The 16913-nt window shown below is 63.6% G+C and carries 15 protein-coding genes; 3 read left to right on the forward strand and 12 right to left on the reverse strand.

Features of this window, described 5'->3' with window-relative positions; translation table 11 throughout:
• The 8 genes from E4O92_RS11805 to E4O92_RS11840 all read right to left on the reverse strand — a co-directional run.
• A partial coding sequence (locus E4O92_RS11805) for a type IV pilus assembly protein FimV (protein ID WP_370660005.1) occupies positions 1–474 on the reverse strand: 474 nt, incomplete at its 3' end.
• Between the two features lie 305 nt (positions 475–779).
• Positions 780–1907 carry an aspartate-semialdehyde dehydrogenase gene (asd, locus tag E4O92_RS11810; protein ID WP_135189971.1) on the reverse strand — a complete coding sequence of 376 codons (1128 nt, stop codon included), beginning with the start codon at positions 1905–1907 and terminating at the stop codon, positions 780–782.
• 33 nt (positions 1908–1940) lie between these two features.
• Complete coding sequence (gene leuB, locus E4O92_RS11815; protein WP_135189972.1) at positions 1941–3011, reverse strand: 3-isopropylmalate dehydrogenase; 1071 nt, start codon at positions 3009–3011, stop codon at positions 1941–1943.
• 13 nt (positions 3012–3024) lie between these two features.
• Entirely contained in the window at positions 3025–3672 is a 648-nt protein-coding gene (leuD, locus tag E4O92_RS11820; RefSeq protein WP_135189973.1) for a 3-isopropylmalate dehydratase small subunit, read from the reverse strand.
• Positions 3673–3703: 31 nt separating this feature from the next.
• On the reverse strand, positions 3704–3826 hold the full coding sequence (locus E4O92_RS11825; protein ID WP_135189974.1) for a lipoprotein: 123 nt from the start codon (positions 3824–3826) through the stop codon (positions 3704–3706).
• A 9-nt stretch (positions 3827–3835) separates the two neighbouring features.
• Positions 3836–5236, reverse strand: a complete 1401-nt coding sequence (gene leuC, locus E4O92_RS11830; protein WP_135189975.1) for a 3-isopropylmalate dehydratase large subunit — start codon at positions 5234–5236, stop codon at positions 3836–3838.
• 239 nt (positions 5237–5475) lie between these two features.
• Entirely contained in the window at positions 5476–7323 is a 1848-nt protein-coding gene (locus E4O92_RS11835; RefSeq protein WP_135189976.1) for a chemotaxis protein CheA, read from the reverse strand.
• Positions 7323–8168 carry a protein phosphatase CheZ gene (locus tag E4O92_RS11840; protein ID WP_135189977.1) on the reverse strand — a complete coding sequence of 282 codons (846 nt, stop codon included), beginning with the start codon at positions 8166–8168 and terminating at the stop codon, positions 7323–7325. The genes E4O92_RS11835 and E4O92_RS11840 overlap by 1 nt, the downstream gene beginning before the upstream one ends.
• Before the next feature lie 384 nt (positions 8169–8552).
• On the opposite strand from E4O92_RS11840, the gene E4O92_RS11845 reads away from it, so the two are divergent.
• From E4O92_RS11845 to E4O92_RS11855, 3 genes are all read left to right on the forward strand, one after another.
• Positions 8553–9017 carry a universal stress protein gene (locus E4O92_RS11845; RefSeq protein WP_135189978.1) on the forward strand — a complete coding sequence of 155 codons (465 nt, stop codon included), beginning with the start codon at positions 8553–8555 and terminating at the stop codon, positions 9015–9017.
• A 125-nt stretch (positions 9018–9142) separates the two neighbouring features.
• On the forward strand, positions 9143–9787 hold the full coding sequence (locus E4O92_RS11850) for a response regulator (RefSeq protein ID WP_135189979.1): 645 nt from the start codon (positions 9143–9145) through the stop codon (positions 9785–9787).
• 443 nt (positions 9788–10230) lie between these two features.
• Positions 10231–11028: a Crp/Fnr family transcriptional regulator gene (locus E4O92_RS11855; RefSeq protein WP_135189983.1), complete on the forward strand. Its 798-nt coding sequence runs from the start codon at positions 10231–10233 to the stop codon at positions 11026–11028.
• 114 nt (positions 11029–11142) lie between these two features.
• Here the strand turns inward: E4O92_RS11855 and E4O92_RS11860 are convergent, their stop codons facing one another.
• From E4O92_RS11860 to ahpC, 4 genes are all read right to left on the reverse strand, one after another.
• Positions 11143–12219: a glycine zipper 2TM domain-containing protein gene (locus tag E4O92_RS11860; RefSeq protein WP_135189980.1), complete on the reverse strand. Its 1077-nt coding sequence runs from the start codon at positions 12217–12219 to the stop codon at positions 11143–11145.
• 147 nt (positions 12220–12366) lie between these two features.
• Complete coding sequence (locus E4O92_RS11865) at positions 12367–14079, reverse strand: RecQ family ATP-dependent DNA helicase (RefSeq protein ID WP_229483274.1); 1713 nt, start codon at positions 14077–14079, stop codon at positions 12367–12369.
• 232 nt (positions 14080–14311) lie between these two features.
• Positions 14312–15898, reverse strand: coding sequence for an alkyl hydroperoxide reductase subunit F (gene ahpF / locus E4O92_RS11870; protein ID WP_135189981.1), 1587 nt, complete (start codon positions 15896–15898; stop codon positions 14312–14314).
• An 82-nt stretch (positions 15899–15980) separates the two neighbouring features.
• A complete protein-coding gene (ahpC, locus tag E4O92_RS11875; RefSeq protein ID WP_135189982.1) occupies positions 15981–16544 on the reverse strand; it encodes an alkyl hydroperoxide reductase subunit C in 564 nt (187 codons plus the stop codon).
• Positions 16545–16913: the final 369 nt, after the last annotated feature.

The following is a 16913-nucleotide window of genomic DNA, read 5'->3' on the forward strand; positions in this document are numbered from 1 at the left end:
GCGCTCCGGCCGGGCGGGCGCGCGTTCCGTGGCGGCCTGGTTGCTGGCCTGCTGCGGCTGGCTGCCCTGCGCGCGGCTGGACGGAACTTCGACCGGTGGAGCGGTCTGCGCGGCCTGGGTCGCGCGCAGCTCGGCGGGGTCGAGCAGGAAGGTGTATTCGCGCACCAGGCGGCCGTTATTCCACGACAGCTCGAGCAGCAGGTCGACGAACGGCTCGTTCAGCGGCTGGCTGGACGTGATGCGGATCAGCTGGCGCCCGGCGCGCTGCTCGACCGTGAAGCGCAGCGACAGCAGCGCCGGATTGAATTCGATGTTGGCGGACCTGAATGCGTCGGGCGACGCCAGTTTGGCCACCAAGCCGGCCGCCTCGTCCCCCGACACCGATGTCAGTTCGATTTCGGCGCGCAGCGGCTGGCCGAGCGCGGAGAGCACGGTGAGCTTGCCGAGACCGGCCGCGTACGCTGCCGACGACATGAACACTGTGCTGGCAACTGCCGCGCTCAGTGTCTTGCGCGCGATCGACAAAATCGGTGGGCGGTGAGTGAATTGCATAGTTGGGACGAGTAGTTAGCTGGGGAAAGGCGGTTTCCCGGAAGTCTCAACATATCATCATGCCATAGAGCATGCAAGCTCTACGGTTGATCTGCGGCAATAGCAAGAGAATTAACAGGGTGAAAAAGCCAAGGATTGTAGCTTTTTCCCGGCAATTTGCTGTCGATTGACTATCAGGTGTGAACGAAAAGACAAGGGCGGGCACCAGGCGGCCCGCCCTGAAGGGATTACTTGTCGAGCAAAATGCGCAGCATGCGGCGCAGCGGCTCGGCCGCGCCCCACAGCAGCTGGTCGCCGACCGTGAAGGCCGACAGGTACTCCGGGCCCATCGACATCTTGCGCATGCGGCCGACCGGAATGGAGAGGCTGCCGGTCACCGCGGCCGGGGTCAGGTCGTGCATCGACGCCTCGCGGGTGTTCGGCACCACCTTCACCCACTGGTTATGGGAAGCGACGATGTCGTTGATCTCGTCGATCGGCACGTCCTTCTTCAGCTTGATGCTCAAAGCCTGCGAATGGCAGCGCATCGCGCCGATGCGCACGCACAGGCCGTCCACTGGAATAGCGGCGCTGCCGAAGCCCTCGCCGCGGCCCAGGATCTTGTTGGTCTCGGCGCCGCCCTTCCATTCCTCGCGCGACTGGCCGTTGCCCAGGTCCTTGTCGATCCAGGGGATCAGGTTGCCGGCCAGCGGCACGCCGAACTGGCGGGTTTCGTCGGCCGACAGAGCATGCTGGGTCGCCAGCACGGTGCGGTCGATTTCGAGGATCGCCGATGCCGGGTCGTCCAGCAGTGCCTTGACCTTGCCGTTGATGGTGCCGAACTGGGTCAGCAGCTCGCGCATGTGCTGCGCGCCGCCGCCGGATGCGGCCTGGTAGGTCATCGAGGTCATCCACTCGACCAGGTCGGCCTCGAACAGGCCGCCCAGGCCCATCAGCATGCACGACACGGTGCAGTTACCGCCGACGAAGTTCTTCACGCCGCGCGTCAAGGCGTTCTTGATCACGTCCTTGTTGACCGGGTCGAGCACGATGACCGCGTCGTCGTTCATGCGCAGGGTCGAGGCGGCGTCGATCCAGTAGCCGTTCCAGCCGGCCGCGCGCAGCTTGGGGAACACTTCGGTCGTGTAGTCGCCGCCCTGGCAGGAGATGATGATCTCGCACTTGGACAGTTCGGCGACATCGTGCGCGCTCTTGAGCGTGGTTTCGTTCTTCGCCATCGCGGGCGCGGCGCCGCCGGGGTTCGAAGTGGTGAAGAACACCGGTTCGATGTGGGCGAAATCGCCCTCGTCCTGCATACGCTGCATCAGGACCGAACCGACCATGCCGCGCCAACCAACCAGACCTACTAGTTTCATCATCATCCCTTTTGAATATTGTTTAATGTTCTGTCACGCGAGTGCCCTGACCACCGCGTCACCCATCTGTTCGGTGCCGACGCGGGTCATGCCCTCTTCGAAAATGTCCGGCGTGCGCAGCCCCTGGGCCAGCACCGCCTTGACCGCGTTCTCGATGCGGTCGGCCTGCTCCGCGCGGTCCAGCGAATAACGCAGCATCATCGCGGCGGACAAAATCGTCGCCAGCGGATTGGCAACACCCTTGCCGGCGATGTCCGGCGCCGAACCGTGCGACGGCTCGTACAGGCCTTTGTTGTTCGCGTCCAGCGAGGCCGATGGCAGCATGCCGATCGAGCCGGTCAGCATTGCCGCGGCATCGGACAGGATATCGCCGAACATGTTACCGGTCACGATGACGTCGAACTTCTTCGGCGCGCGCACCAGCTGCATCGCGGCGTTATCGACGTACATGTGCTCGAGCTCGACGTCCTGGTATTCCTGGTGCACGCTCGTGACGATGTCGCGCCAGAACTGGAACGTCTCCAGCACATTGGCCTTGTCCACGCTGGTCACGCGCTTGCCGCGCTTCCTCGCGGTCTGGAACGCCACGTGCGCGATGCGGCGGATTTCGCCTTCGGCGTAGCGCATCGTGTCAAATCCCTCGCGCTGGCCCTTGAACGGGCCGTCCGGGCATTCGCGCACGCCGCGCGGCTTGCCGAAGTAGATGTCGCCGGTCAGCTCGCGGATGATCAGAATGTCCAGGCCCGCGACCACCTCGGGTTTGAGGGTCGAGGCGCCGGCCAGTTCCGGGTACAGGATCGCCGGACGCAGGTTGGCGAACAGGCCCAGCTCGCGGCGCAGGCCAAGGATCGCCTGCTCAGGACGCAGCGCACGCTCCAGGTTGTCGTACTTGAAGTCGCCGACGGCGCCGAACAGCACCGCGTCGGCGGCCTTGGCCAGCGCCAGCGTGGCAGGGGGCAGCGGGTGGCCGTGCGCGGCATAGCCGGCGCCGCCCACATCCGCGGTTTCCATTTCAAACGATTCGCCCAGCGCGTTCAGGACCTTGACGGCCTGCCCTGTGATTTCGGGACCGATGCCGTCGCCCGACAGGATTGCAATCTTCATGTTCTCGGTATTCTCAGATGGTGTTGGCGAGCCACGGCTGCTCGATGAGGCGCCGCTCCTCGAACGCGCGGATCTCGTCGGCGTGGCGCAAGGTCAGGCCGATATCGTCCAGGCCGTTGATCAGGCAGTACTTGCGGAAGTCGTCGATCGAAAATTCATACGAGACCGCGCCGTCAGGCGTGCCCACGCGCTGCTGCTGCAGGTCGATCACGAGCTTGAAGCCATTGTTCGCCTTGACCTCGTCGAACAGGTGGTCCACCTGCTGCTCGGCCAGGGCGATCGGCAACAGGCCAATCTTGTAGCAGTTGTTGAAGAAGATGTCCGCAAAGCTCGGCGCGATCACCGCCCGGAAGCCGTACTGCTGGAGCGCCCACGGCGCATGCTCGCGCGACGAGCCGCAGCCGAAATTCTTGCGCGCCAGGAGGATCGACGCGCCCTGGTAGCGCGGCTGGTTCAGTGCGAAATCCGGGTTCAGCGGGCGCAAGCTGTTGTCCATGCCTGGCTCGCCGTGGTCGAGGTAGCGCCACTCGTCGAACAGGTTGGGACCGAAACCGGTACGCCGGATCGACTTGAGGAACTGCTTGGGGATGATGGCGTCGGTGTCGACGTTGGCACGGTCGAGCGGGACCACCAGCCCTTCGTGTACGGTGAATTTATCCATGATTGTGTTCCGGTTGCTCCGCGCTTCTACCTTACTTGCCGCCTGCGCCCGTGATCACCTGGCCTGCGCGCTGGACATCCTTGCCGATGCCAGAAATCGTGTTGCAGCCTGCCAGGACGAATACGGCGAGAGCGAGGGCGAATACTTTTTTCATGGTTTTCCTTTAGAGTGCGCGTACGTCGACGAAATGGCCGGCGATGCCCGCCGCGGCCGCCATTGCGGGGGACACCAGGTGGGTGCGACCGCCCTGCCCCTGGCGGCCTTCAAAGTTGCGGTTCGAGGTCGAGGCGCAGCGCTCGCCCGGCTCGAGGCGGTCGGCGTTCATCGCCAGGCACATCGAGCAGCCCGGCTCGCGCCACTCGAAACCGGCGGCCTTGAATATCTTGTCCAGCCCTTCGCGCTCGGCCTGTTCCTTGACCAGGCCCGAGCCGGGCACCACCATCGCCAGCTTCACGTTCGAGGCGCGCTGGCGGCCGCGCACGACCGCGGCGGCGGCGCGCAGGTCTTCGATGCGCGAATTGGTGCACGAGCCGATGAACACCTTATCGATGCGCACGTCCTGCATCGGCGTGTTGGGCGTGAGGCCCATGTAGGTCAGCGCCTTTTCCATCGCGTCGCGCTTGACCGGATCCTTTTCCTGATCGGGGTCGGGCACGCGGCCGTCGATCGTCGTCACCATTTCGGGCGAGGTGCCCCAGGTGACCTGCGGGCGGATGCCGGCGGCGTCGATCGGCACGACCATGTCGAACGGCGCGCCCGGGTCCGAATGCAGGGTGCGCCAGTAGGCCACCGCCTGCTCCCACTGTTCTCCGCTTGGTGCGAACGGGCGGCCCTTCACGTAATCGATCGTGGTCTGGTCGACGGCCACCATGCCGGCCCGTGCGCCAGCCTCGATCGCCATGTTACAGATCGTCATCCGGCCTTCCATCGACAGCGAGCGGATGGTCGAACCGGCGAATTCGATCGCGTAGCCGGTGCCGCCCGCGGTGCCGATCCTGGCGATCACGGCCAGCACGATGTCCTTGGCGGTCACGCCCGGCGGCAGCTCGCCCTCGACCTGCACCAGCATCGACTTGGATTTTTTGGCCAGCAGGGTCTGGGTCGCCAGCACGTGCTCGACTTCCGAGGTGCCGATGCCGTGCGCCAGGCAGCCGAAGGCGCCGTGGGTCGAGGTGTGCGAATCGCCGCACACCACCGTCATGCCCGGCAGGGTTGCGCCCTGCTCCGGCCCCACCACGTGCACGATGCCCTGGCGCTTGTCGTTGATGCTGAAGTAGGTCAGTCCGTAGGATTTGGCGTTGGCGTCGAGCGTTTCGACCTGGGTGCGCGAGGTCGGATCGAGGATGCCCTGGCTGCGGTCGGTGGTCGGCACGTTGTGGTCGACCACGGCCAGGTTGGCCGAGTTGCGCCATAGCGGACGGCCCGCTTCGCGCAGGCCCTCGAACGCTTGCGGGCTGGTGACTTCGTGGACCAGGTGGCGGTCGATGTACAGGACCGTGGTGCCATCGGCATCGGCACGCACGACGTGGGAATCCCAGAGTTTGTCGTAGAGCGTTTTTAACATGTTAAATCCATTGAAACGGCTGCTTGCATCGGACACGGTCTTCGATTATGCCATATTTGTGCAATGCGGAAGTATGGGGCCGATTTGCACGAATATTCCAACAAGCTCATCCATATGGAAATAATATTCGGAACGAATGTCGGCTTTTTAAATTAAAAAAGCCTGCGCGGGAAAGGCGCAGGCTTTTCATCGATTTGTACCACGGCAAAAAAACTGCCGTTTTGGCAGGATTACTGCGCTTACGCAGCCAGGCGCACGCTGCTGCGGCAACCGTCCATCAGGAACGACAGGCCCACCACCAGCACCAACTCGCCCTCGGCCGAGCGCGCGGTGCCGGTGATGCCTTCGACCGTCAGCGCGGTCATCGGCTTGATCACCAGGTCGGCGGTCCCGTCCACGCTTTCCACCGCCAGGATGTAAGGCTGCGGCGAATTGACGACGATGCCCACGCGCTCCTTGCACTGCTCGTAGCCGAGCGAGGTGGCCAGCGAGCGCACCGGCAGCGGGCGGCCCTGGTCCTTGAGCACCGGGGCGCCGCCGACCTGGGAATAGGTCTCGGGCAGCTCGACCACGCGTTCGACCACCGCCATCGGCAGCGCCAGCAGCGCGCCGGAAGTGGACACCAGCATGGTCGGCACGATCGACAGTTCGATCGGCAGGCGGATCGAGAACTTGGTGCCCGTGCCGAGCCGGGAATCGATGCGGATCGCGCCGCGGTTCTTTTCGACCGCGGTCTTGACCACGTCCATGCCGACGCCACGGCCGGACACCGACGAGGCCACTTCCTTGGTCGAGAAGCCCGGCAGGAACACCAGCTGGTAGGCTTCGTCATCGGTCGGCGCGCCGTTCTCGCCGATCAGGCCCTTCTCGAACGCCTTCTTGCGCAGCTTGACCGGGTCCATGCCCTTGCCGTCGTCCTGCAGCACGATCATCACGCTGTTCGCTTCCTGCCAGGCCTTCAGGCCAATGAATGCCTTGGCCGGCTTGCCGGCGGCGACGCGGTCTTGCGGCGATTCGACGCCGTGGTCGAGCGCGTTGCGCAGCATGTGCACCAGCGGGTCGTACAGGCTGTCCACCACGACGCGGTCGACCTCGGTCTCGGCGCCCTCGATGGTCAGTTCGACGTCCTTGCCCAGGTCCTTGGCCAGTTCGCGCACCAGGCGCGGGAACTTCTGGAACAGGCGGCCGACCGGCTGCATGCGGGTCGCCAGCGTGGCGCGCTGCAGCTCGGCCGAATAGCGCGAGGCGCGCTCCAGGGTTTCGGTCAGGGTCGCCATCAGCGTCGCAGCCTGGCCCTCGAACTTGAACTGCAGCAGGCGCTCGAGCAGGACGGCGGCCTGGTTGGCGGCCTGCACCGATTCGCCGGCCACTTCCAGCAGCGCATCGAGCTTGACCGCGTCGATACGGATGCTCTCGTCCTTTGCCGGCCCAGTGGCGGTCTTGTTGTCGGCGCGGCGCTCGATACCGTCCCAGCCCGGCTTGGCGGGCGCGGCTTCGGCGGCGGCTGCAGCGGCCGGCGTCGCCTGGACCGGCGTGGCGCCCGGAGCCGGCGCCGCATTGGTGGCGGACGGGACGATTGCGGCGTACAGCGCTTCCCAGTCGGGGCCGTCCCCGTCTGCCGCGGGAGAATCGGCTGGCGCATCAGCGGCCGGTGCGGCAACCGCTACGGTTGCGGGAGCCGGGGCAGCCGGCGCCGGGTTGCCCTTGCCCTCGATCGCGTCCTTCAGGATGCGCTCAAGGTCCGCCGGCATCGAGGCCAGCTGTTCCGGAGGAGTACCGTTGTTCAGGTCATCGAGCTGGTCGGCCACGAAGGTCGAGGCTTGCAGCGCCGCCTCGACCGCGAGCGGCGTGACCGGCGCGGCGCCAGTGCGCAGTGCGTCGAACAGGTTTTCGGTCAGGTGGCAGGCCGACACCAGCGCGGGCAGTCCCATGAAACCAGCCCCGCCCTTGATGGTGTGGAAGGAGCGGAAAACCGCGTTGAGCGTTTCCTTGTTGTCGGGATCGCGTTCGAGGTGCAGAAGGTGCTCTTCCACATTGGCTGCAAGATCCATCGCCTCGACGACGAAATCCTTGAGCATATCGTCCATTAGAATCCCAGATCGGCAAGAAGGTCGTCAACACTGTCCTGGTCGAGCGCCGCGGAAGGCACCGACGGACCCTGCATCAGCGGCGCCGGGGGTTCCTGGGCCGACAGCTTTTGCGCCAGCTTTTCGCGCATTTCGGGCGGGGCGTTGTCGCGCAGCAGCTGCGCCAGGTCGCTTTCGACGCGCTTGGTGATCACCACCACTTTCTTGATCAGCTGGCCGGTGATGTCCTGGAAGTCCTGCGCCATCATGATGTCGAGCAGGCGGGCCTTTTCGGCCTCGGTGGCATTGGACACGGCCTGGGCAAACTGGCGCGAATCGCCCGCCAGCGCCTTGAATTGTTCGATGCTGAGCTTGCCGGCAAACAAAGCGTCCCAGCGGTTTTCCATGTCCTTGGCCTGCTTGGACAAGTCATCCTGCGCCGGCATGCCCTCGTCGAGCGTATTGAGCACCTTGTTGGCAGCCTGTTCGGTCAGGTTCGCCACGTATTCCAGGCGGTCCTGGGCGTCGACGATCTGGGTGGAGGCCTCGGTCAGCGCCTTGTCGTAGCCCAGTTCGCGCAGCGAGTCGTGCAGCAGGCGCACGATGCCGCCCAGGCGTTCGAACATGTTCTTGTCGTTCTCGCCCTCTTCGCTGATGGCGGCAGCCGCGGCCGGCGCAGGCGCGCTCGCGCCCGGTGCGCTTGCAGCCACCTGGTCGAACAGGGCTTCGAGGTCGTCGCTGTCGCCGGCGTCAACCGCCGGCTCGGCCGCTGCGACTGGCGCCGATGGCGCCGGTTCCTGGGCGCTTACGCGCTGCGCTGCCACTTCCTCGAATAATGCGTCGAAATCCTCAGCGGCGTCGGTCATGATCCCTGCTTCTCCTAATGTATAAATGTCGCAAACCTGCGCGAAACGTCCGTGACTGCTGCAGCCGGCTGTCGCACGATTGGACGACGAAAGCCGGTGCAAGAATGATCACGAGTGTAGCAGTGTAGTTGCCGTAGGTAAATCTCAGACACTGCGCCTCGCTCAAATGGACAACAAAACTTAATTCCGAGACAATGGAATCGTGAAGGCTTCGATGCTTTCGCAGGTCGGCTGTTGTAATTACACGCCAGAACGCCGCTGCTCCTAAATTGTTCCTCCGAAACAGCGGGGTCAGGCTTGAGTAAGCTCAACGGTTTGCGTTCTAACAATCATTAAAACGCGGACTACAATGCACAATGAGCATGGCATGTGGGAGGAGTCACCATGTACCAGAAAATTCTGATCACGACCGACGGCTCGGCGATTTCGCAACATACGGCTTGTGCCGGGGTCAAGTTCGCGCACCAGATGGGCGCCGAGGTCCTGGCCCTGTTTGTGGCGCCGGAGTACCAATACCCCGTGTATGTCGAAATCATCCCGCCTTCCTACCCCAGCGAGGAAGAATACGTGGCGCAGATGCGACGCATGGGCGAGGAATACATGGGCTCGATCATGCGCGCGGCCGACAAGTGCGGCCTGAAACACAGCTGCATGACGGCGTTTTCCGATTCGGCGGCGCTGAAGATCGTCGATATTGCCGAAGAGCAGCACTGCGACCTGATCTTCATGGGGTCGCACGGGCGCAGCGGCTGGGGCCAGCTGCTGCTGGGCAGCGTGACCAACAAGGTGTTGTCGCAAACGGCCAAGCCGGTCCTGGTGCACCGCCTGATCAAGGAACCGGGCACCTGAGGCGCCCGGGGTGTTGTGCCGATGTGCCATTCGTTGCGAATTCGCCGAAAGCCCAACTTTTTGTCATCATTGTGTGTTAACGTGCAGTGAGTCTTGCCGTAAACGCGGCTTACCTGGGGCGGAACATGATACGAATCGTCATTGCCGATGATCACACCATCATGCGCGAGGGCCTCAAGCGCATTCTCGACGGCGCGCTCGATGTCGAAATCGTCGGCGAGGCCATCAACGGGTTCGAAGTCCTGTCGCTCGTGCGCCAGGGCGGCTTCGACCTGCTGCTGCTGGACTTGTCGATGCCCGGCCGCAGCGGCGTCGACCTGATCCGGCAGGTGCGCGCCGAGTCACCCAAGCTGGCGATCCTGATTTTGACCATGCATGAAGAAGAACAGTACGCGGTGCGCGCGATCCGCGCCGGCGCCCAGGGCTACCTGACCAAGGAAAGCGCGGGCACCCAGCTGGTGGGCGCGATCCGCAAGGTGGCCTCGGGCCGGCCGTATATCAGCACCGAGGTGGCCGAGCAGCTGGCACTGAACATCATGGCGCCCAACGAACAGTTGCTGCACAAGCAGCTGTCGGACCGCGAATTCGAAGTGTTTTCGCTACTGGTGGGTGGCAAATCGATCACCGAGATCGCCAACAGCCTGCACCTGTCGGTCAAGACGGTGAGCACGCACAAGACGCGGATCATGCAGAAAATGGGGATGACGTCCCTGGCGGAGATGGTACAGTATGCGGTCGCGCACCGGCTGCTCTCGCCCATGAAGGCCTAGGGTCGAAAAAAAGTTTTAGACACCGGCGTGTCGTTTTTTGTGCCACCCAGCCTTGCAGCCAGCACGCCGCGTTTTCGGAAAATCAAAGCGTTCTTACCCCTGTCCTACCCCCCGCTCCCTCTGTAGCACGCGATTTTGTTAGGAATATTCCTATAAGGTCGCACTCCTTCCTACCTGCATATTCAGGCATCGCTGATATCAATGCCGAACTCGTGTTGGCATACTTAATTCAGCGTTTCGACTTGCTTGCGATCCATCTTTTCTTCTCATGAGGCAGCAGTCGCTGATTTCATCCTAATTGAAGCATCGGTGGCGGCGCCCGAACTGAACTGCATGGAACGCCGCAGCCTGAAACATGATTCCTTCACCTGGAGATGAGCATGCAGTCCCAGTCAACGCCAGAACAACGCAACGCCACCCCATCCACGATGCACACCTCGCCGATGGAGGCCGGCCGCCAACGCCAGGGTCGTCTCTGGTCCAACCTGAAAGAAGTCTGCGACCTGCTCCACATCACGCCGGCCGTCTCAGTCAATTCGGAAGAACTGCTGTTCCAGCACGTGCAGTTCAAGACCGGCCAGCGCGTGCACACCATCGGCCAGGCCTTCGACACGCTGTACATCGTCAACTCGGGCTTCCTCAAGACCGTTCTCATCGACGAGTTCGGCAACGAGCAGGTGCTGAGCTTCCCGATGAAGGGCGACATGCTGGGCGTGGACGGCATCCACACCCGCCACTATGCCTCCGAGGCGGTCGCGCTGTCCGACTGCGACCTGATCCTGCTGCCGTTCAAGAAGCTGACTGCGCTGGGGCGTGTGCACGCCGAGCTGGAAAACGTCATGTATGGCGTAATGAGCCGCGAACTGGTGCGCGAACAGGCCATGATCGGCATGCTGGGCGCCCTGTCGGCGGAAGCCCGGGTGGCGCGCTTCCTGGTGTCGCTGGCCGACCGCTTTGCCGCGATGGGCTATTCGAGCAAGCTCTTCAACCTGCGCATGACGCGCCACGAAATCGGCAGCTACCTCGGTCTCACCCTCGAGACCGTCAGCCGCACGCTGTCCGCCTTCAACGAAATCGGGCTGATCACGGTCGACCAGCGCACGATCGGCATCAAGGACGCCGATGCACTCAAGACCCTGCGCCGGCTGCCGCCGTCACGCTCGCGGGCCAAGCAGGCCAGCGCCAAGCAGAAGGCCGAAGTCGACCAGTCGGGCGACGACCAGATCCTGGCCACCGCCTAGGTCCTGGCCACCATTTAGTTTCTGACCGCCCGCAGATCCTCGCCACCCTCCTTATCCTGGTACAACAAAGCCGGCGTCCCTGTCCAGGGGCCGGCTTTTGTGTTGAACGCGCCGTCAGTCGCGCACGAGCACCCCGCCATTGACCTTCACCGGGTCGCCGACCCGGAAGCCCGGATCGTTCTCATACTGCAGCGTCTGGGTCGCGCCATTGTCATAGCGCACCACAACCTCGTAACGCAGGTGGCGGCGCGAATTGCGCTCGATGTTGTTTCCAGCCAGCGCGCCGCCCACCGCCCCGGCAGCCGTGGCTGCGGTCCGTCCGGTGCCGCCGCCGACCGAGCTGCCGATCAGTCCGCCAACCACGGCGCCGCCGATCGTGCCCAGATAGCCGCCGTCGCCGCTGACCTCGATCACGTTGACTGCCGCCACGGTTGCGCAATTGCTGCAGTAACGCGCCACGCGCGGCGCCGACGTGGCGCGGGCAACCAGCAGCGGCCGGCCGAGGTTAACGCTGGCGTAGCGCCCGTCGTGACGAATCGTCGCGGTCACCATGCTGTCAGGCGCGATCCGGTCGGCGCTGCGGATGCGGTAGGTGCCACGGTATTCGCCCGGACGCACTTCGGGCAGGAAGAAGATGCCGCGGGTACCGGCAATCGTCACCTCGACCTTGGCGCCAGGGGTGCCGAGCACGGTAAAGGAGAGGTCGTTGCCCGGCCCCAGGTCGTCAATCGCGCGCACGTCGAAGCGCTCGACTTTGGGCGCCGCGGCCAGATCGCCGCGGCGGCGCTCCGGGCCGCGCTGCAGCGATTCGGCCAGCATCGCGGTGGCAACCCGATTGCCCACACGCAAATTCGCGCTCACGGCGCTGCTGGGCACGATGCGGTCGTGCGCGCCGATGGTGTAGATGCCGCTGTACTGCCCCGGTTCGACCTCGGTCAGGTGCAGGTTACGCGTGGCGCCGTCGATGCGCAGCGTTGCCATGCCGCCCGGGGTTCCCCACAGGTCGAAACTGAGCTCGACGCCGGGCGCCAGTTGGCGCACTTCGTCGACGTTAAAGCCGGTGATGGCGGGATAGGCGCCTACTTCGCGCTGCTGGGCCTGCGCGGGTGGGGTCAGCATTAACGAACACGGCGCAACAAGAGCAATCAGCAGCGCAGCCAGTGTGGCGCGCAAGTCAGATCCTGGTTTCATGGTGTTCTCCTTTAACGGTGGGACTGCAAGGGCTTTGCCTTGTAGCTCGTTTCAAGGAGAAATTACGCTTGGTTCAGATGACCTTCCGTGCGTTGCCGTACGCAGTGCATCGCCATGCGGGCGCGACAGGAAGGCGTCCTGCGGCCCTTACGCCGGCGTCACGTAAGCGGCCAGGAAGTGGCGTGTCTCGCCGTCAGGAAACTCGATCGCGACCTGGTCGCCCGCCACCGAGACCACCACCCCCGCGTCGAATTTCGGCACCCTGACCCGCGCGCCGACCTCAAAGGCGTGGGCAGGGGGCGCCTGGGCCTCGGGCGGGCGCTCGAACTCGTCATCAACGATCGGCATGTCCTCGGTGAGCGCCAGCTCTGGCGGATGCAGGCAATTGTCGCAGCGCCCGCATTTTTCGAAACCGGGAGGCTCGTCGCCAAAGTGTTCGAGCAGCAGCTTCCAGCGGCAAAAGCCGCTCACCGCGTAGCCGACCATCTCTTCGAGCGCCTCGCGGTCGCGTTCCTGCTTGTGCACGTAGACCTCGGCCAATCCCTGGAAGACGTCGGCGGTGGCTGGCGTATCGGTGCCGATGTACTCGAGCTTGCGGTTCTGCCGCAGCAGCTTGCCGTCCTTGAGCAGCTTCAGGGTGACCTTCAGCTTGTTCTCGTGCTCGCTTACCAGGTGTTCCAGAGAATCAAAGGGTACCGGCCCGCCCGCTTTCTTCACCGCATCAAAGACGGCCTTCAGGTCATGCGCGTCCGGATAGTGCTTCGCAAGGAAGAACTGCTGCACCCGCTTGTCGTCCTGGAAGAACAGCAGCGTGCAGGCCGCATCCTCGCCGTCGCGGCCCGCGCGGCCCGACTCCTGGTAATAAACCCCGAGGTTGGCCGGAATCTGCAGGTGAATCACGAAACGGGTGTCGTGCTTGTCGATGCCCATCCCGAACGCATTGGTCGCGACCATCACGCGCCGCTCGCCGTTCATGAACAGGTCCTGGTTGGCCTTGCGCTCGGCCGCGTGCAGCTTGCCATGATAGAGCGTGACCGACTCGCCGGCCTGCTGCAGCATCTCGACCATCTCCTGCGCCGCCTTGACCGTCGCGGCATACACGATGCCCGCGCCGGGCGTTTTCCTGACCATCTCGAGCGCCTGCTCATACTTTTCAGCCGAGCTGGTCACCTGGACCACCCCGTACAGCAGGTTGGGCCGGTAGATGCCGGTGTTGATCACGTTGATGCGTCGCCGGTTCAGCTGTTTGCCGATATCCTCGATCACCTCGTCGGTCGCGGTGGCGGTCAGCGCCAGCACGGGCGGGGCGCCCAGCGCCTCGATCGAGGCCGCCATCTCGATGTAGGCCGGGCGAAAATCGTGGCCCCATTGCGAAATGCAGTGCGCCTCGTCGATCACCACGATGTCGATCTTCACCTTCCTGATCACCTCGATGAAGTCGGCCATTGCCAACCGCTCCGGGGTGCAGAACACGATCTCGCAGGCGTTCTGCTCGATCGCCCGCAATGCCCCTGCCTCTTCCTCGTGCGAAAGGCTGCTGTTGAGCTGCACGGCGCGGATGCCCAGCTCCTGCAACTTGCCGAGCTGGTCTTTCATCAGGGAGATGAGCGGCGAAACGACGATCGTCATTCCGTTCAGCAGGCGCGCGGGAATCTGGTAGCACAGCGATTTGCCGCTGCCGGTGGGCATGATGGCGAGCGTGTCCTTGCCATCCAGCACGCTGTCAATGACCTGCTGCTGACCGTCGCGCAAATGGTCGATGCCAAATACCTTGTGCGCCAGGCGGCGGACGGTGTGTCGGCGCGCCGCCAGCTGGCCGCCGTGCACGGACCTGGAGGCTTGTTGAGTAGGCAAAGTCACAAGGCATTTTCCTACAAGATAGCGGACAAATGACCGACAGTTGTCCGCCTGCGGTTGCACTAAGATGGCACCATCGACAAGCAAAGCTTACCGGAGACGATCATGATGCGCTCAACTTCCGTGAGGTGGACTGCACTGCAGCTCGCGCTGGCGGGCGCGGCGGCCTGGGTGGTGTGCGAGACCGATGCGCTGGCCGGCGCGGCGGTACTCCTGTTTCACTGACCCCTGGCCCTCACGCGGCGGCGGTTGTCGGCGCCAGTTCCTTTTCTTCCACTGACGAGCGCACCAGGTAGTCGAAGGCCGACAGCGACGCCTTGGCCCCCTCGCCCACCGCGATCACGATCTGCTTGAACGGCACCGTGGTGACGTCCCCCGCGGCAAACACGCCAGGCACCGAAGTCTGACCACGCACATCCACCTCGATTTCGCCATAGCGCGACAAGTCCACCGCGCCCTTGAGCCATTCGGTGTTGGGCACCAGGCCGATCTGCACGAACACACCTTCCAGCTCCAGCTTGTGGGTGTCGCCGCTGCTGCGGTCCTTGTACGACAGGCCGTTCACGATCTTGCCGTCGCCGTGCACCTCGGTGGTCTGGGCCGAGGTGATCACCTTCACGTTCGGCAAACTGTAGAGCTTTTTCTGCAGGATCGCATCGGCGCGCAGCTCGCCCGCGTACTCGATCAGCGTCACGTGCTTGACGATACCGGCCAGGTCGATGGCCGCCTCGACGCCCGAGTTGCCGCCGCCCACCACCGCCACGCGCTTGCCCTTGAACAGCGGGCCGTCGCAGTGCGGGCAGTAGGCTACGCCGTGATTGCGGTATTCCTTCTCGCCCGGCACGTTGATCTCGCGCCAGCGCGCGCCGGTCGCCAGGATCACCGATTTACTCTTGAGCACGGCGCCGCTCTCGGTGTGGACTTCGATCAGCTTGCCCGGCACCAGTTTGGCGCCGCGCTGGGTGTTCATGATGTCCACTTCGTAGTGCTTGACGTGCTCTTCCAGCGCGATCGCAAAGCGCGGCCCTTCAGTCTCCTTCATCGACACGAAGTTCTCGATCGCCAGCGTGTCGAGCACCTGGCCGCCGAAGCGGTCGGACACCACGCCGGTGCGAATGCCCTTGCGCGCCGCGTAGATCGCGGCCGCCGCGCCGGCCGGCCCGCCGCCGACGATCAGCACGTCGAACGGCTCCTTCGTCGACAGCTCCTCTGCCTTGCGCGCGCCACCGGCGGTGTCCAGCTTGGCGAGGATCTCTTCCACGCTGGCGCGGCCCTGGCTGAAGTATTCGCCATTCATGAACAGCATCGGCACCGCCAGCACCTGGCGCGCCTCGGCCTCGTCCTTGAACACGCCGCCGTCGATCGAGGTGATCTTGATGCGCGGGTTGATGATCGACATCGTATTGAGCGCCTGCACCACTTCCGGGCAGTTATGGCAGGACAGCGACATGAACACTTCGAACTCAAAGGCGCCGTCCAGATTCCTGATCTGCTCGATCACCGGAGCGTCGAGCTTGATCGGATGGCCCCCCACCTGCAGCAGCGCCAGCACCAGCGAAGTGAACTCGTGCCCGAGCGGGATGCCCGCAAAGCGCACGCTGATATCGGTGCCCGGACGGGTGATCGCGAACGACGGCTTGCGCTCGTTGTCGTCGCGCCGCTCGGTCAGCGTGATCTTGCTTGTAAGCGGGGCGATTTCCTGCAGCAGCTCCTGCATTTCGCGCGCCTTGGCCGAGTCATCGAGCGAAGCAACGATCTCAATCGGCTGCACCACTCGCTCCAGATAAGTCTGTAATTGCTGTTTGAGGGCTGCGTCTAGCATGATGGGGAATCCTTGAAAAACGGGAGGGGGTGTTGCGGATGCCGGACCACTAGCGCGGCCGGCATCTTTGAGGCGGGACTACTTAGATCTTGCCGACCAGGTCCAGCGACGGCTTGAGGGTCTCAGCGCCTTCGGTCCACTTGGCCGGGCACACTTCACCCGGGTGCGAAGCGACGTACTGGGCGGCTTTCACCTTGCGCAGCAGTTCCGAAGCGTCGCGGCCGATGCCCAGGTCGTGCACTTCCATGACCTTGATCACGCCTTCCGGATTGATGACGAAGGTGCCGCGCAGGGCCAGGCCTTCTTCTTCGATCATCACCTCGAAGTTGCGGGTCAGGGTGCCAGTCGGGTCGCCGATCAGCGGATAGTTGACCTTCTTGATCGCTTCCGACGTGTCGTGCCATGCCTTGTGCGAAAAGTGGGTGTCGGTCGACGCGCCGTACACTTTGACGCCAATCTTGTCGAACTCCGGCTGGAGCGCTGCCAGGTCTTCCAGTTCCGTCGGGCACACGAACGTAAAGTCAGCCGGGTAGAACATGATCACGGACCAGGTCCCTTTGAAGTTTTCCTCGGTCAGGTCGATGAACTTGCCGTTGTGATATGCGGTTGCTTTGAACGGTTTGATCTGGGTGTTGATGAGGGACATGACATCTCCTGTTGGGGTTAATAAAACAACGAAGCCGTAGTGTAACTGTCATCGGCATTAAATGTAAAATTGATTGAACGGATGTCGCCGATTGAAAAAGACTATCGAACTGCCATCCGGTGGATTGATTGCGCAATATTGTGATTTAAGCCCGCAAAGCAGCACGTCGTTCCCGCGCAGGCGGGAACCCATGCTGAGCGTCCTCGTACGCTGTCTATGGGGGGAACAGCGCCAGCCGTAGGGTGCGCACCAGTGCGCACGCGGTACAGTTGAATTCCGTTTGCTCCGATACGCACACGTACCGCGTGCGCACAGGGTGCGCACCCTAACGGTCATTGCAGAGCGTGCCACCCCGGCGCATGAAAGAAT

The sequence above is a fragment of the Massilia horti genome, from assembly GCF_004614195.1.
Taxonomy (GTDB): Bacteria; Pseudomonadota; Gammaproteobacteria; order Burkholderiales; family Burkholderiaceae_D; genus Telluria; species Telluria horti.